17 protein-coding genes are annotated in these 15608 nt (G+C 40.9%); 15 read left to right on the plus strand and 2 right to left on the minus strand.

What is annotated here, in order from left to right:
* Window positions 1-50: 50 nt before the first annotated feature.
* On the minus strand, window positions 51-323 hold the full coding sequence (gene rpoZ, locus ABJK37_RS04360; RefSeq protein WP_348350503.1) for a DNA-directed RNA polymerase subunit omega: 273 nt from the start codon (window positions 321-323) through the stop codon (window positions 51-53).
* Between the two features lie 83 nt (window positions 324-406).
* On the minus strand, window positions 407-1051 hold the full coding sequence (gene gmk / locus ABJK37_RS04365) for a guanylate kinase (RefSeq protein WP_348350505.1): 645 nt from the start codon (window positions 1049-1051) through the stop codon (window positions 407-409).
* Between the two features lie 146 nt (window positions 1052-1197).
* Between gmk and cyaY the strand changes: the two genes are divergently transcribed.
* The 15 genes from cyaY to ABJK37_RS04440 all read left to right on the plus strand — a co-directional run bounded on the left by cyaY (window position 1198) and on the right by ABJK37_RS04440 (window position 15608).
* Window positions 1198-1515 (plus strand): iron donor protein CyaY, encoded by a 318-nt coding sequence (gene cyaY / locus ABJK37_RS04370; protein WP_215931116.1) that lies wholly within the window; start codon window positions 1198-1200, stop codon window positions 1513-1515.
* A 21-nt stretch (window positions 1516-1536) separates the two neighbouring features.
* On the plus strand, window positions 1537-2208 hold the full coding sequence (locus tag ABJK37_RS04375; protein ID WP_348350508.1) for an alpha/beta hydrolase-fold protein: 672 nt from the start codon (window positions 1537-1539) through the stop codon (window positions 2206-2208).
* A 77-nt stretch (window positions 2209-2285) separates the two neighbouring features.
* Window positions 2286-2873, plus strand: a complete 588-nt coding sequence (locus ABJK37_RS04380) for a sigma-70 family RNA polymerase sigma factor (RefSeq protein ID WP_348350510.1) — start codon at window positions 2286-2288, stop codon at window positions 2871-2873.
* Entirely contained in the window at window positions 2870-3247 is a 378-nt protein-coding gene (locus ABJK37_RS04385; protein WP_348350512.1) for a FecR/PupR family sigma factor regulator, read from the plus strand. Before ABJK37_RS04380 ends, ABJK37_RS04385 begins: the two co-directional genes overlap by 4 nt.
* Window positions 3248-3358: 111 nt before the next feature.
* Window positions 3359-6361 carry a TonB-dependent receptor gene (locus ABJK37_RS04390; RefSeq protein WP_348350514.1) on the plus strand — a complete coding sequence of 1001 codons (3003 nt, stop codon included), beginning with the start codon at window positions 3359-3361 and terminating at the stop codon, window positions 6359-6361.
* 73 nt (window positions 6362-6434) lie between these two features.
* A complete protein-coding gene (locus tag ABJK37_RS04395) occupies window positions 6435-7916 on the plus strand; it encodes a DASS family sodium-coupled anion symporter (RefSeq protein WP_348350516.1) in 1482 nt (493 codons plus the stop codon).
* Window positions 7913-8788 carry a DUF4886 domain-containing protein gene (locus ABJK37_RS04400; RefSeq protein WP_348350518.1) on the plus strand — a complete coding sequence of 292 codons (876 nt, stop codon included), beginning with the start codon at window positions 7913-7915 and terminating at the stop codon, window positions 8786-8788. The genes ABJK37_RS04395 and ABJK37_RS04400 overlap by 4 nt, the downstream gene beginning before the upstream one ends.
* Window positions 8778-9965: a M14 family metallopeptidase gene (locus ABJK37_RS04405; RefSeq protein ID WP_348350520.1), complete on the plus strand. Its 1188-nt coding sequence runs from the start codon at window positions 8778-8780 to the stop codon at window positions 9963-9965. Before ABJK37_RS04400 ends, ABJK37_RS04405 begins: the two co-directional genes overlap by 11 nt.
* Before the next feature lie 119 nt (window positions 9966-10084).
* Window positions 10085-10555, plus strand: coding sequence for a YHS domain-containing (seleno)protein (locus ABJK37_RS04410; RefSeq protein ID WP_348350522.1), 471 nt, complete (start codon window positions 10085-10087; stop codon window positions 10553-10555).
* 104 nt (window positions 10556-10659) lie between these two features.
* The gene (locus ABJK37_RS04415; protein ID WP_348350524.1) at window positions 10660-11055 is read left to right on the plus strand and encodes a DUF2914 domain-containing protein; all 396 of its coding nucleotides are present in this window, start codon (window positions 10660-10662) and stop codon (window positions 11053-11055) included.
* A 141-nt stretch (window positions 11056-11196) separates the two neighbouring features.
* A complete protein-coding gene (locus tag ABJK37_RS04420) occupies window positions 11197-11961 on the plus strand; it encodes a hypothetical protein (protein WP_348350526.1) in 765 nt (254 codons plus the stop codon).
* Window positions 11962-12056: 95 nt separating this feature from the next.
* Window positions 12057-12527 (plus strand): GNAT family N-acetyltransferase, encoded by a 471-nt coding sequence (locus tag ABJK37_RS04425; protein ID WP_348350528.1) that lies wholly within the window; start codon window positions 12057-12059, stop codon window positions 12525-12527.
* Between the two features lie 66 nt (window positions 12528-12593).
* Window positions 12594-13523 carry a hydroxymethylbilane synthase gene (hemC, locus tag ABJK37_RS04430; protein ID WP_348350530.1) on the plus strand — a complete coding sequence of 310 codons (930 nt, stop codon included), beginning with the start codon at window positions 12594-12596 and terminating at the stop codon, window positions 13521-13523.
* A gap of 3 nt (window positions 13524-13526) precedes the next feature.
* Window positions 13527-14282 (plus strand): uroporphyrinogen-III synthase, encoded by a 756-nt coding sequence (locus ABJK37_RS04435; protein WP_348350532.1) that lies wholly within the window; start codon window positions 13527-13529, stop codon window positions 14280-14282.
* Complete coding sequence (locus ABJK37_RS04440) at window positions 14283-15608, plus strand: uroporphyrinogen-III C-methyltransferase (protein WP_348350534.1); 1326 nt, start codon at window positions 14283-14285, stop codon at window positions 15606-15608.

Consider the following 15608-nt stretch of genomic DNA (forward strand, 5'->3'; position numbering starts at 1 on the left):
GCCAACGGCTAAACATCAGATTGATGCAAAGCCGTCACAAAAAGAGATATTTACTGCTCTTGTAGGATGTTTGCTACAGACGTAAATTCGGCTTGATCTTGCGCTTCTTGATCGCGAATATTTTCTGCTTCTAGCGTATCTGCTGTCACTAAACCGAGTTCAATTTCTCGTAATGCAACTACAGTAGGCTTATCTGTGCCACGTTCTACCATAGGGTCTTTGCCTTCAATAGCAATTTGGCGAGCACGACGAGCAGCCACTAAAACTAAATCGAATCGGTTGCCAATTTTATCTACAGCATCTTCAACTGTTACGCGGGCCATGATGATCTCCGTCGGGTGGTTATATGAAAAAAAGGTCGCATAGTGTACTGATTAAAATGCAAGTTTAAAAGCTATTTGATCAATTATGATCCTAATAAATTATCAAATAACTTTTGATGGCGAATAATTTGTTTCTCTTTACGTAGTCTGCGAGTGGTTACTATCGCATCTAACTCAGATAATGCAGAAGTAAAATTATCATTTACCACAATAAAGTCAAATTCATGATAGTGGGAAATTTCTGATACAGCTTTAGTCATACGTTGCTCAATTATCTCCGCTGAATCTTGTCCACGCTCGGTTAGACGTCTTCTTAATTCTTCTTTTGAAGGCGGCGCAACAAAAATGGTGGCAGTATCGGGTATTTGGGCTTTAACTTGGCGCGCTCCTTGCCAATCAATATCAAGAAAAACATCAATTCCTCGGCGTAGGGTTTCTTCTATGACAATTTTAGACGTGCCATAATAATTGCCAAAAACCTCAGCATGTTCAAAAAAAGCCTGTTGTTCGATCAGTGATTCAAACTCTGCGTGGTCGACAAAATGATAATGTACCCCGTCAATTTCTCCGGGGCGTGGTGCTCTTGTAGTATGAGACACCGATACTTGCATCGCATTATTGTGTGCGTCTGTTGCTGGGTGTTTTTCTAGAAGGGCTTTGATTAAGCTAGATTTTCCGGCTCCTGATGGTGCCGCTAGAATAAATAAATTTCCAAGGGTTTGAGGCATTTTTTTGTCTTAAAGTGATTAATAATTTGTGTGGTGATTGGTTAGCAATGTTAGCATATTCTTATTATACGCAATATGCTGATGTGGTTATCTAACCAAATAATCGTAAAATACCACTTCTTAGTAAAAATATGGGTGCAAGCAATATGAATGATAGTTTATATCATCAAATGACCGATGATTTGTTGATCGATATTGAACAAATGCTCGATGAGTGTGAAGTGGATATCGATTATGAGTCAGCGAGTAGCATACTCACAATGATTTTTCTAAATGGCTCAAAAATCATTATCAATAAACAACCACCCCTACACCAATTATGGGTGGCGACTAAATATAATGGCCATCACTTTAATTTTCAGAATGAACAGTGGATAGATGAGCGCACTGGAGTAGAGTTTTGGTCGTTTCTTGATGACGCAGTGTCTAAACAAGCAGAAGCAGACGTCAAACTTAGAAAATAACCTAGCAACGAGAATACGTAAATGAGTCAACCAGCTTTACCCTATGTAGAAGTTAACCCTGATGTTAAAGCAAAAGCCACTGTGATATGGCTTCATGGCTTAGGTGATTCGGGAAACGGCTTTGCTCCTATAGTGCCGGATCTAAAATTACCCAGTGAATTGGGAATTAGGTTTGTGTTCCCGCATGCGCCTACCCGCCCAGTCACTATCAACAACGGTATGTTGATGCGTGCTTGGTACGATATTACGAGCTTGGACTTTAATCACAGGGCAGATAGTCAAGGGGTGAAAGAATCGTCTGCTTTTGTCGCAAATTTAATTGAGCAGGAAATTGCTCAAGGGATCCCTGCCAACAAGATAGTGTTAGCAGGATTTTCACAAGGTGGTGTTATCGCGCTAAATCTTGGTACACGCTATGAGAAGACATTGGCGGGAATTATGTCGATGTCGAGTTATATGAGTGAGCCAGAAAAGCTAAAAGAAGAAGCTCATAGCGCAAACAAAAGTACTCCGATTTTTGTGGCCCACGGCACTCACGATGATGTGGTTCCCGTTTTTATGGGTAACGCCGCATTTAAAGTATTACAAAGTAACGGTTACCAGGTCACATGGCATGAATATGCGATGCAACATAACGTGTGTATGCAGCAGCTAAATGATATTTCAAGCTGGTTGCAGGAAAAGTTAGCTTAAAATTTTTGATGGTGCTCTATATTTTTTGATTTCATTTTGAATCTTTGAATTAAAGGTAAAACACTGAGGATAAGCATTTGGACAAAAGTTACACACTTAACTTTGAAGAAGCGCTGCAAGAGTTCATCGCCCAAACTAAACCGCAACAGCTAGCTCTGTTAGCTAAAATGGTAAGTATGGGGGAAGCAGAAGAAATATTGCAGGAGGCTTATTTGAAGATTTATCTATTCGTGAGTAAGAACCCCAATAAACAGCGGCCGTTAGAGCAATTAAAATCGTTAACACCTATGCTCTATTCCATTGCAAAAAACCTTGCAATAAGCAACATTCGACATCAAAAAGTAGTCAACTTACATCTACAACAAACGGGTAGCTGTTTAGTCGAGGACGAGTCCCAAAAAATTTATAGCTCTGAGTCTGAATTAATCAAACAAGATGAAGAAGCCTTAATACTGCGGGCCATTAATCAGTTACCACCTATATGTAGACAGGTCTTTGTTCAACGAAAATTACATTCTAAAAGTAACTCTGATATCGCCGCTATGCTGGGAATTTCTATAAAAACGGTGGAAAGTCATTTGGCTAAAGGTCTTTTCTTATGCAGGGAATACGTGCGTAAAAGCAAACGGATAAACAAAGGTAAATTAAGAGCGAATTCAAATTGAATATCGAAGAGTGGTCAGGTTATGAAGTGTCAGAGTCCGTGCTTGCAGAAGCCGCAAATTGGATTGCTATGCTTGATTCAGACACTTTGGATGAAAAAGGACAAATAGCCTTTTACGATTGGTTGCAAGCACAACCTGCGCATCAACACGCCTATATAGAACTTTCAGAAATGTGGGCGAAAAGCTCATGTATAAAAAGCATGGAACAATTAGTTGAAAAATCTAAAGTTTTGCCTTTTCCAAATCCGATACCCAAGCAAGATACTCAACCCGACAATCCGCAACCTACAAGCAGCCCAGCTTGGTTATATTCGTTGGCTATAGGTCTTATTTTTGTTGGATTAAGCATGCCGATTATTCAACAATTTGTTTAGAGGGGGAGTTTTCACTCTGTTTGTAAAGTTTTTGTAAATAAAAGTAGGGGTTTTTGATTCGTGGTGCGTTCTTATTGAAAAGAATAAGAAATCACACATCGAGGCAAATACATGCAACATTATTTCGTAAAACAAAAACTTCCGGGGGTTACTCCTAAACTTCTCTCTCTCACCATTGCTTCTCTCTACTCATTTTCGATCTTTGCCCAAGAGGCGAACACGAGCGTAGATGAAGATAAAGCAGTAGAAAAAATTCAAGTTGTAGGCTCTCATATAAAAGGAGGTCAAGTGGCAGAGGCCTTGGCCGTATCGGTAATTGGTGCGGACGCAATTGGTTCCTTAGGTATTGATTCAGTTGATGATCTTTTACAGCTCATCCCTGAAAATGGCCAAAACTTTTTTAGTGAAGCTGAAAATATAAGTGGTGGTGTCAATGCTGCACGAGGCGATGTTGGTACCTACAATTTACGCAATTTGGGTACCGGCAATACTTTAGTTTTGCTTAACGGACGCAGAATGGTCAATTCTGCCTCTTATCAAACCGAAGAGGTGGGCGGTAGTTTTGTTCCCGTAAGTTCCGTCAACGTTAATACCATTCCCGTAGTTGGGCTAGATCGCGTGGAAGTGTTGCGTGATGGAGCTTCTGCAATTTACGGAGCCGACGCAGTGGCGGGTGTTGTAAACCATGTTGTGAAATCTGATTTTGTGGGTTTTACCCTTTCAGGAAGGTGGGCGGAATACGAACATCTACCGCGAGACCAACAAACTCTAACGCTTGAATGGGGTAAAGATTTTAACGAAGGCAGAACCAACGTTAGCACTTTTGTTAATTACTTTTCGCGGGATAGGGTTAATTCTCAAGATGACGAACGCTGGGCAAATGCCGATTTTCGTTCCCGAGTGCCAGAAGACTCGCTGTGGGCAGGTAATACCTCGTTTAGAAACGATACCGCCAACTCGTTGTTTGGCCAATTTGACCTAGTAAGTAGTGCGTCTGGTGCTGGGTTAACAGACATGTTTACAGATAGTAGCGGTGAATTTGAGACCTATCCTATTGGTGATGACAGATGTCAGTACGTTATAAACGCAACTACTTGTGGCGGTAAAGATGGTCAAGGAACCTATCGATTAAATCTCAATGCAGATCGTGACTTAAGTTCTGAGCTAAAACGAATGAACTTTTTTATGTTTATTAATCATGAGTTCGAAAATGGCGTTGAAGCCTTTACTGAGTTGTCATTTTATAAATCTCAAACCAACCTGAGACGTCATGCCACTGCTCCTTTTTCTACTTCAAAACTTAGAGTCGGTGCTGAAAATTATTACAATCCTTTCGGTCCTTGCGGTTCACCTAATAGACTCTCTGATGAGTTGATCCCTGATGTACCTTGTAGCGGACTAGAATTGACTATCGATAATTATCGATTTGCGGAATTACCGCGTATCGTTGATAACGATGGGGACACCTATCGTGTGTTGCAAGGATTCAGAGGAGAAGTGGGTGAATGGGATTGGGAAACAGCGATCTCACACTCCAAAGCAACAAAAGAAGACATCACCCATAACAGAGTATCGAATAATCTCATCGCGGAAGCATTATTTGACTCTACTGCAGCGGCCTATAATCCTTTTAGTGGTGGCGTTGATTCAAATATTGAGCGGGCACTTATAGATGTTGTGAGGCTTAATGAAACAGAATTAACCACATTTGATGCTAAATTTGCAAATCCAGAAATTTTCATGTTACCAGCTGGTCCAGTGGGTTTTGTGGTGGGGGTTGAATATCGCGAAGAGTCTTTTATTGACGACCGAGATGACCGCTTAGATGGTACTATCACCTTTACCGACTATGAAGGTGATACGTATCCTTTCGTATCAGATGTGGTTAATTCTAGTCCTACTCCTGATAGTAGTGGAGAACGTGATGTTGCGTCTCTATTTGCAGAGTTTCAAGTACCCATTCTGGAAAGCTTGAACGCCCAAGTAGCGTTGCGTTACGAAGACTTTTCAGATGTTGGTAACACGACTGTGGGTAAATTGGCCTTCGGTTGGCGACCAGTAGAAACGTTACTGGTACGTGGTTCTTGGTCAGAGGCGTTTAGGGCTCCGAATTTGGTGACCATTAACGAGAGTATTGTTGCTCGCAATAATACCAGAACGGATTACGCCTGTGCCTACGCAGCGGCTTATGGTGGTGACCCTGAGCAAGACACTCTTGATTGTACCAATTCAGTACAACGTATTGCCCAAGGTAGCGACTTTTTGAAGCCTGAAGAGTCAACCAACACCTCCTTTGGTATTGTGCTTACACCTAACGATGAACTGACAATTACCTTTGATTATTGGTCTATTGAAAAAGAGCACACTATAGGCCTATTTGGTGAGGAAAATCACACCGTTCTAGATTTATTAATGCGCATCGAAAATGGTTTGAGTAATTGTGATACTGCACAGTTTAATCCAGCCGTGACACGACAATCACCAGTCGATGATCAAGTTGCCATTTATGAAGCCGCTGGAATATGCGCCGGAGGGGATATTCAATTTATTGATGATCAATATGCAAATTTGGATGACCGGAATTTAGCCGGGTATGACCTTGGCATTTATTACGATGTAAAAACTGAAATAGGTAAGTTTAAGTTTAGTTACAATGGCTCGTTTATTGAAAAATTTGAACAAGTCGCCGGAGGCGAAGCCGCTTTACTAGTAACTGCCCAGGAGTCCGGAGTGTTACCAGCGGATATCCCTATTGCTGGCTTCGCTGACTTGATTGGACAAGATGGTAACCAAGAGAAACGCCAATCAATGCGTGTTTCATGGCGTAAAGGCGATTTAGGCGCATCGTTAAGTGGAAATAAAATAGGAAGTTTTTATCAAAGTTCATTAACCCTTGCCGATGGAACTCGTTACGTCATACCTTCTATGACAACCTTTAATGCCACATTTGACTATAACTTCGAGGTGAATAATATCAGTACGCGTTTGCGTCTAGGTATTCGAAATCTAACTGATGAACGAGCGCCTTTAGCAGACCGTTACTTCGGATTTTTTTCGGACGCGCATCGAGATTATGGCCGCAGTTTTTACTTAGATTTCAAAACCAAGTTTTAACTCCTATCTCCATTGGGGCCAAATATTAACAATATTTTGGCCCATTCTAGAAACTTCAACACAAGGCAGTAAAATGAGTAATAGTTTACCGGATATTACCGACCAACACCGTGCTCGATTTCAAGATATAGGTTTGGTGGTGGGACCAGGGATTTTTGTATTGATGATGCTATTTGGTGGAACACAGTCGAGTATGGAGCCTGTAGCTTGGCGTGTGGCCGCCGTTGGGTTGTGGATGGCGATTTGGTGGGCAACTGAGGCTGTTCCGGTTCCGGTCACTGCCTTTTTACCTATAGTCACCTTTCCTTTTTTAGGCATTAACACTATTGCAGAAGCCAGCGCCTCGTACGCTAATCCGATTATATATTTGTTTCTTGGGGCGTTTATTCTGGCTCTTGCGGTTGAGAGGTGGGATTTACATAAACGTATTGCCTTAGGCATATTGTCTTATACAGGTACGGATGGAAGCCGCCTGATAGGCGGTTTTATGTTAGTGGCTGCTTTATTGTCAATGTGGATGACAAATACCTCTACCACTATGATGTTAATGCCTATCGCGTTATCGGTCGCACGAGTCATTTCTGAAAATAACGCCGAGTTAAGCGAAGAGCAAACCAAAACGTTTCAGGTAGCCATGTTGCTTGGACTGGCCTACGCAGCCACTATAGGAGGCTTGGCGACTTTGGTTGGCACCCCACCTAACGCTCTTCTAGCGGCATTTCTAAGTGAAAACTATGGTATCAAAATTACTTTTGCGAGTTGGATGTTAGTCGGTGTTCCCGTGATGTTATTGATGCTGCCACTGGCTTGGTTATCGTTAACTCGCTGGACCTTTAAAATAAACATTCCAGCAAATCCAGAGGTTACCAACCACCTAGCACAGTTAAAAAGTGACTTAGGAAAAATGACTAAAGCTGAAATTCGCGTCGCGGTCATTTTTGCACTGGTTGTGATATTTTGGATAGTTAGAAGGCCATTATCTACGTTGTTAAGTATCGATTTTTTGACTGATACAGGCATCGTTATGTCCGCAGCCTTAATTCTGTTTTTATTACCTAGTGGTGATAAACAACAACCTCAAATCATGATTTGGCATGATGTTAATAGGTTGCCGTGGGGGGTATTGATTTTGTTTGGTGGAGGTTTGAGCTTAGCGGCGGCCGTATCTTCTTCAGGATTAGCTGCATGGTTAGGCGGTAGCTTAACTCCTCTAGGGGGATTCGGAGTGTTTGCTTTGGTCATTGCTGCTTCAGGTTTAGTGATTTTTTTAACCGAACTGACCAGTAATGTCGCCACTGCCGCTACCTTTTTGCCAGTAGTTGCAGCAGTTTCTCTTGAATTGGGGGTATCACCTCTATTGTTGTGTATTCCAATAACACTGGCGGCTAGCTGTGCTTTTATGCTACCCGTTGCTACGCCACCTAATGCCATAGTGTTTGCATCTGGGCTTATTAATATCCCGCAAATGGTGAAAGCTGGTGCGATACTAAACTTGATTGGAATGTTATTGCTTTCAGTGGTCTCAGTTTGGCTAGCGCCGCAGGTATTCTTATGAGTCATTTAAAGTATAAGAGTGTTGCTGTGATTCGGGTGAGCTTGTTGGTCATCATTGCTGTTATGAGTCAAAACCTGTTTGCAACTGTTACTTCAAACAAGGTTAAAGAGCTCGTGGATTCATTGGTCGCTCCAGAGATCAAACCCGTATCAAAGCTAACCCGAGTATTATTTGTAGGTAATAGTTTTAGTTTTTACAACAACGGCATACACAACCATTTAGGCAGTTTGATTCGTTCATCTGGCGAATGGAATAAAAACCAAAATCGCCTACGGTTATCCACCTTATCTGGGGGGTACATAAAGGAGCACATTGCAGATTTAGAATATATGATAAATGTGACTAATCGAGACTGGCAAGCTGTTGTTTTGCAGGGGCATAGCAAAGAACCAATCAACGCGAAGAGTTACCAAAAGTTTGTAGAAGCTACGTCTATCGCAGTACAGAAAATCAAAGCTAAGGATATTCAACCTGTTTTATTTATGACTTGGGGATACAAGAGCCAAGCACGCATGGGTAGAGAACTTGCGAATGTTTATACTCAATTAGCTAATAAGTTAGGTGTGCTAGTAGTACCTGTTGGTGTGGCTTTTGCTCAGGCTGAAACAGTGCTAAGTCATATAGAGTTATTTGTTCCTGACGTAATGGGAGTCGACAGTAAAGGCCAACTGACATATAAAATAAACTGGAAACACCCTAGTGAAGCAGGTACTTATTTGGCCGCATGTGTATTTTATGCAACATTCTACCAACGCTCTCCAGAAGGTTTAAGTTATACAGGTAAGTTGGATAAGGAAATCGCTTTAGCCCTACAAAATCTCAGTTGGAAGGTCACACAACAATTTTATAAACGGAATAACGATGCAATCTAAAAATCACAAGAGTTTATTATTAGTCCTGATATTTTGTGTGTTGAGTTTTGAACTTTATGCACAAAGTTGTGAATTTGAGCGAGTGAGTTTTACCGCTAACTTTGAAACAGCAAGGCTCAATAGTTGTAAGAAGTTATCTGAAGATCACTATTTGTTGACTACCAACCCTGAAAACCGGCCTATTAATCCTAGTCCTTGGTATGCGTTTAAAGTTGAACCTAAAGAGCAGGGAAGCAGCAATTCAATAAAAATTACTATACAAGCAGAAAGAGCCAAACCCAGATACCTGCCAAAAATAAGTAAAGACAGACAAACTTGGAAAAATTTACCTTTTGTGGTCAAAAATAATCAACTCACTTTCAAGGTCACTGCTTTCCAAGACTCGTATATTGCCGCGCAAGAAATTATTGATAACAATCACTATTTGAGTTGGATTAATGAAATTGCGCAAAGTAGCAGTTTTAGCCAAATAAACTTAGGTCATTCAACTTTAGGTAGACCAATTGAGGGATTAATTTCACTTAGAGACAATAATAATGAATGGCTACTGGTAATAGGTAGGCAACATCCGCCAGAAGTTACTGGTGCGCTAGCATTGCTGGGTTTTGTAGAGCAGTTGGCGCAACCAACACAAATTCAGCAAGCGTTTTTGCAGCGTTTTAATGTATTGATAATACCTAATTTAAACCCTGATGGGGTCGCTTCGGGAAATTGGCGACACAATAACAAGGGGATCGATTTGAATCGTGATTGGGGGAAATTTACTCAGTTAGAAACTGCGTTGGTTAAAGCGAAATTAGATAGTCTGTTAAAGGCGTCTCAACACTTAGTATTTGCAGTGGATTTTCATTCTACTCAGCAAGATATTTTTTATACCATGCCTACTGATTACAATGTAGCGCCATCACAATTTACCAATGACTGGTTAGCTAAAATAAAAAGTCAAACTGTTGCATCTTTTGTGGTCAGGCCTAAACCCGGTTCGAGCCCCGGACGCGGCGTGTTTAAGCAGTTTATTGCCGACGAATATAAGGTGCATGCGGTTACATTTGAAATAGGTGACAACACTCAGCGAGAGCTAATTGATCATCTTGCTAAAACTAGTGGATTAACATTAATGGAGCATATGCTGGAAACACCATCACAGGCATTCATTTTTTCAGCGGCAGACCCATAACAGTTTCCTAACTGAAGTTTTAGCAATAAAAGTACAACAAAAAAATTGAGATGAAAGTTTATTCACCTTAATCCGGTTTAGTCTCTCAAGGTTGTTGAAATTGTTGGAACGAATTTGCAATGCATAAATTGATGAAATATTTAGCGGTAACGTTTTTTACGCTTGTAACTTTACCCGTTTTGGCGGTTGATGACGCTGTGAATACCGGATTTTTCAATAACACTGCCATAGAAGGATACGATACCGTTGCGTACTTTACTCAAGGGGAACCGGTTGTGGGAAACAAGACGTTTCAAGTCTTATGGCGCGGCGCTAATTGGCGTTTCTCTAGTCAAAAGAATTTGGAGTTGTTTGAGCTAAACCCTGAAAAGTACGCTGCTCAATACGGTGGTTATTGTGCTTGGGCAATGGCTGATAGCAAAACTGCTGGTATTGATCCTAACGCTTGGCATATTGAAGACGGAAAATTGTATTTGAACTATAACCAAAAAGTAAAAAGAGATTGGCTTTCAACCATTGATGCAGACATTGTTTCTGCGAATAAATATTACTCTGAAATTACCAATGTGAAAAAATACCAAGACAACTAAATTAAGTTTTCACAAATCTCAGCCCGTAAATTCGGGCTTTTTTTTGGATAGAAAAAAGTGCAGAGTTAAGCACTTAGGTACCTAAGCATATTTTGGAGAACACTGTGAAAAAATTCTCACAGCTATTAATGATTTTATCGTTGGGAATATTTAGTCAATTTACCATGGCACAAGTAGAGCGTAGCCAATTGACTAGTAGTATTGAAAATAGAGAGCCGACTGATGACCTAGAGGGATTTGTCGAGGGGCAAGTTGAACAAATGAAGCGCGTTTACTTTTTCACGCAGGTAAGTGGGCTCGCTAGTAACCAAATTATTCATAGGTGGTTGTACCAAGGTGAAGAAAAAGCCACTGTGACCTTAAATATTGGTGGCGATAATTGGCGTACATATTCAAGTAAAAGCCTACCCAATTACTGGCAAGGGAAATGGCAAGTACAGGTATGGCATGGCGACTTAATGTTAATCACCCATCATTTCGAAGTCAGTTACCCTGAATAATTCATTGGAGCGGTCACTTTTTATTTTCAAAACACTTCAAATCTGTTGCTTGTTTAATCAATGAGCAGTTGCGAGTATACTGAGTTTTCGTTCCGTTAAATTCGAGACATCCATTGTGATATTTATTTTGAGTGAATCTAAATGAGTATTTTGCCTCGTTTTGTATTCTTTTATTGTCTCACCGTCAGTTATTTCACCAATGCAGGAAGTTTCGTAATTGGTGTTGAAGACATAAGTTATTACCCTTATTACGATTTCGCTTCTAACAAGAGGTCTTTTTCGAAAGTTATTTTTGATCAGTTTGCAAAGGAAAATGGGCATAAAATAAGTTATTTATCTTTGCCAATTAAACAGTTTCCTAAATGGTTATACGAAGAAGATATAGATTTTAAATTTCCTGATAATGCTAGGTGGCAAAAAAGAAACAACGAGCATCATCTCCCTATATATTTTAGTGACGAGATTGTTGCAATGACTGCAGGGGCGATTGTGCTGGCTAAAAACAAAAGTAAAGCCCCGTCTTTCTTCAAGACAATTGGTACTATTACTGGTTTTTTCCCGACGCTCTGGGTCAAAAAGGTTGAACAAGGTCAGCTCAAACTCTATGAAGATTCAAGCTCTAAAATATTGGTTAAGCATCTTGTCAGCGGTTTATTAGATGGTCTAGATATTGACCTTGCGGTCGCAAACGCTAGCTTACAACAATTGCATATTCAAGAGAAACTGGTGGTCAGTGAAACCTTGCCGAAACAAACTTATGCGTACCAAATTTCTACGGTTAAATATCCAGAAATAATCGAGCAGTTTAACCTATGGTTAGTGAAACGTCGCAAATATGTCGAGTCTATCAAGGCTGAGTTTGGGATTTCGAAAGTTGAACCCAGCGAGGCAATTAACGTAAATTAATCATTGCTCTAGTGACGTAATAAAATGGGACTGGAGTACTACAATTTTAGTTGTACGGGGGTTTTTGGTTTCTTTATTTTTTTAATGGTGATTTGATGACAACAAATATAATTCGATGCGCTAAACCGCAAGAAGCCTCATTTCTCAGTGACTTGGCCTTACGTTCAAAAGGGTATTGGGGTTATGACTCAGAGTTTTTGTCGAACTGTAAAAAAGAACTAACTTACAACGAGAGTCAAATTTTATCATCGAATTATAGTTTTAAGGTCGCGGAGTCGAGTGAGCAACATATTGTTGGCTTTTTTATATTGGATTTCACGGAATCTAAAAAACCGCAACTAGAGGCTTTGTTTATCGAGCCGGACTTTATTGGATTAGGTTGGGGGAAACGATTGCTTGGCGCAGCTATATCGTTAGCTAAGCAACGCCAAGCAAAGTGTATTAGCTTACAAAGTGATCCTTTCGCAGAAGATTTCTATCTCGCAAATGGCGCTAAAAAAGTTGGTAGTAAGGAATCTCATAGCGTTCAGGGGCGATTTTTACCCTTGCTTGAAATTTGTCTTTAGCCAAGTACTCAAATTGTTCGTGTTTCTGATAACATATACTGCGTAATTTTTTGTTCAGGAAGTTTCATGTCAACACGCATTATCCGTATCGCAACACGAAAAAGTGCTTTAGCGTTATGGCAAGCCGAATACGTCAAAGCGGCGTTACTTAACGCCCATAAAAATCTGCAAGTAGAACTTGTCCCTATGACGACTAAAGGCGACAAAATCCTAGATACACCACTCGCTAAAATTGGTGGTAAAGGCCTGTTTATTAAAGAGTTAGAAGTGGCCATGACTGAAGGTCGTGCAGATATCGCCGTACATTCTATGAAAGATGTACCCATGGCCTTTCCTGAAGGATTTGGGCTGCATGCTATTTGTGAACGAGAAAACCCGTTTGATGCCTTTGTATCTAACCGCTTTAATACACTCCAAGAGTTACCCCAAAATGCTGTTGTAGGCACGTCTAGCTTAAGACGTCAGTGTCAAATACGGAAAATTAGACCAGATTTGGTGATCAAAGATTTGCGCGGCAACGTTAATACCCGGCTAAGTAAATTGGATGCAGGGGAATACGATGCGATAGTGTTAGCTGCAGCAGGCTTGATACGATTGGGTATGCAACAACGTATTCAATCAGAGATACCAGCACAATTATCACTACCTGCGGTAGGGCAAGGAGCAGTAGGTATTGAGTGTCGCAATGACGATCTAGAGTTGATTGAGTTGTTGGTGCCTTTGAATCACACTGAAACTGCTATTCGAGTCAAAGCAGAGCGCGCTATGAACGCCAAGTTAAACGGTGGTTGCCAAGTGCCTATCGGTAGTTTTGCTGAGTTAAATGGACAACATATCACGCTGCGAGGATTAGTTGGGTCGGTTGATGGCAAAGTATTGTTGCATGCTGAGCATACTGATGTGCTTGAAAACGCCGAAACTTTGGGTGAACACGTTGCTCATTTGTTACTTGAACAAGGCGCAGGGGATATCCTCAGCGCGTTATATGCAGGTTAAGTTTTGACTTTTTTGCTGCTTAGACCTCAAGCTAAGTGTCTAGCGAGTGCGCAGGTTTTTAATGAAGCGAAGCTGTCGGCTGTTGCTTGTGGATTGATTGATACTGTTTTAGACAAAGACTGTATTGCTCAATTACCTTTAAGAATTGCCGATTTGCGCAATTTGGCAGCCACTGAAATCTATATAGTAGTAACAAGTACCGTGGCGGCTCAGCAATGTGTGCAGCTGAAAAATCAATGGCCCGCAAATGTATGCTTTTTTGCAGTTGGCGCCAGTACCGGAAATATTTTACAAAAAGCTGGTTTTGACGCGATTGTTCCACAAGCGCCTAGAACTGAAGGTTTGCTTAGCCTTGCAGAGCTTAACGATGTGGTTGATAAAAATATTGTTATTATGAAAGGTTTCGGTGGTAGAGAATTGCTTCGAGATACTTTGACAAGCCGCGGTGCAGTTGTCTCAGAATGGGAAGTGTATAAAAGGGTTAAACTAGACTCTCCAGTTTGCACACAAGGCTGGCAACAGGATCAAATCCGTTGCATTATTGCTACCAGTGGCGAAGTTATTCAGGCTGCCTTTGAGTATTTTGAGACAAATTGGCTGCAAAAGTTAAACTGGATAGTGGTTAGCCAAAGAACTGCAGATATAGCATCTAAACTGGGTGTGTCCCAAATAAGTATTAGCCGAGACGCCAGTGATCAGGCCTTAATTCAATGCGCAAAACAGTTGATTACCCGCGCAAGACATTCTTCGGAGCATTAAATGGCAGATGAGAACAAGTTAACCCCGTCAGATGAAGCAAAACTGAAAGCGTTGGAACAGCAACTCGCTAAAGAAAAAACTGCCAATCCGTCAGTAAAAAAAGAGCAGGACGCATCAGCCAATAAAACAACGGCATCGAAGCAGCCTGCACATTATGCTGCAGCTCAAGGTAAACAAGCTAGCGTGAAACCTAATAAAAGCGATACATCACAAGGTAACTCAAGGTCGGAGCCGAAAAACAAAACAGGTTTTCTGTGGTTCTTCACTATCCTCAATTTACTGTTACTGGCGGCCATTATTGGTGCTGGTTACTGGGCATGGATGCAGTGGCAAGTTCAAAGCCAACAACAATATGATACCTTAAACGCTCAGCAAACTAGTATTCAGCAGCAACAAGAAAGTGTGCGACAGCAGCGGCTTAGTTTGGAACAACAACAAAATGATATTGCCCAATCCATCGCTTCTAATCAACTTGCTAAGGGGGAGTTGCAACAGCAAAACCAAAGTTTGCAAACTCGCTTACAGAACTTAGATGAACAGCTACAAGGTACTCGTGCACGAGTACAAACGAATCAACGAAATTTGGCTGATATCTCTGGTCGTAGACCGGCTGATTGGCTGTTAGCGGAAGCTGACTATCTAATTCGAATGGCCGGACGCAAACTATGGTTAGAACGTGATGTAAAAACTGCAAGAATGATGCTGGAATCAGCTGATAGCCGTATTCAAGATTTAGACGATCCCAGCTTGTTGCCTTTACGGGCTATGATTGCTGAGGATTTACTGGCTTTGCAACAAGTAAATCAAGTTTCAAGCAGTTCAATTGCAATCGAAATAGGGGCCATGATTAATCAAGTAGATAATTTGCCGCTAGCGTTTTTTCGAAGGCCAGAAGCTGAGGATGTTGACGATAGCATCACCGAATCTATCGATGATTGGCGAGCGAATTTAGCCCGTAATTGGAAAGAAGCAACTAAGAACTTTTTTAGCTTTAAAAAGGTAACTACTGAAATTAAACCATTCATGTCTGAACAACAGCAATGGTTAGCTAAGGCACAACTTAAGTTCGCTTTATTGCAGGCGCAAGTGGCGGTTTTACAAGATCAGCCGGTCATATATGAACAGGTATTGAAAACAGCGCAGAATGTACTAATTGAATCATTCGATATGACAAAAGACGGGGTGGTGCGCTTTTCTGAAAGTTTAAGTCAGCTACAAGCAACTGACTTTGAAAAAAACTATCCTCGAAAATTTAAGGTCACACCTTTAATAAAAGATTTAATCGAAGAGCGCTTAGAAAGTCGTTTTGTGAACGGAAGTAATTAA

This window comes from Paraglaciecola sp., assembly GCF_039964565.1.
In the GTDB taxonomy this organism is placed as follows: domain Bacteria; phylum Pseudomonadota; class Gammaproteobacteria; order Enterobacterales; family Alteromonadaceae; genus Paraglaciecola.

Coding starts and splice junctions, on each gene's coding strand:
- ABJK37_RS04395 (WP_348350516.1), top strand. CDS start 6,435: ATGAGTAATAGTTTACCGGATATTACCGACCAACACCGTGCTCGATTT.
- ABJK37_RS04405 (WP_348350520.1), top strand. CDS start 8,778: ATGCAATCTAAAAATCACAAGAGTTTATTATTAGTCCTGATATTTTGT.
- gmk (WP_348350505.1), bottom strand. CDS start 1,051: ATGCCTCAAACCCTTGGAAATTTATTTATTCTAGCGGCACCATCAGGA.
- ABJK37_RS04440 (WP_348350534.1), top strand. CDS start 14,283: ATGGCAGATGAGAACAAGTTAACCCCGTCAGATGAAGCAAAACTGAAA.
- ABJK37_RS04420 (WP_348350526.1), top strand. CDS start 11,197: ATGAGTATTTTGCCTCGTTTTGTATTCTTTTATTGTCTCACCGTCAGT.
- ABJK37_RS04390 (WP_348350514.1), top strand. CDS start 3,359: ATGCAACATTATTTCGTAAAACAAAAACTTCCGGGGGTTACTCCTAAA.
- ABJK37_RS04400 (WP_348350518.1), top strand. CDS start 7,913: ATGAGTCATTTAAAGTATAAGAGTGTTGCTGTGATTCGGGTGAGCTTG.
- ABJK37_RS04425 (WP_348350528.1), top strand. CDS start 12,057: ATGACAACAAATATAATTCGATGCGCTAAACCGCAAGAAGCCTCATTT.
- hemC (WP_348350530.1), top strand. CDS start 12,594: ATGTCAACACGCATTATCCGTATCGCAACACGAAAAAGTGCTTTAGCG.
- ABJK37_RS04375 (WP_348350508.1), top strand. CDS start 1,537: ATGAGTCAACCAGCTTTACCCTATGTAGAAGTTAACCCTGATGTTAAA.
- ABJK37_RS04410 (WP_348350522.1), top strand. CDS start 10,085: ATGCATAAATTGATGAAATATTTAGCGGTAACGTTTTTTACGCTTGTA.
- rpoZ (WP_348350503.1), bottom strand. CDS start 323: ATGGCCCGCGTAACAGTTGAAGATGCTGTAGATAAAATTGGCAACCGA.
- cyaY (WP_215931116.1), top strand. CDS start 1,198: ATGAATGATAGTTTATATCATCAAATGACCGATGATTTGTTGATCGAT.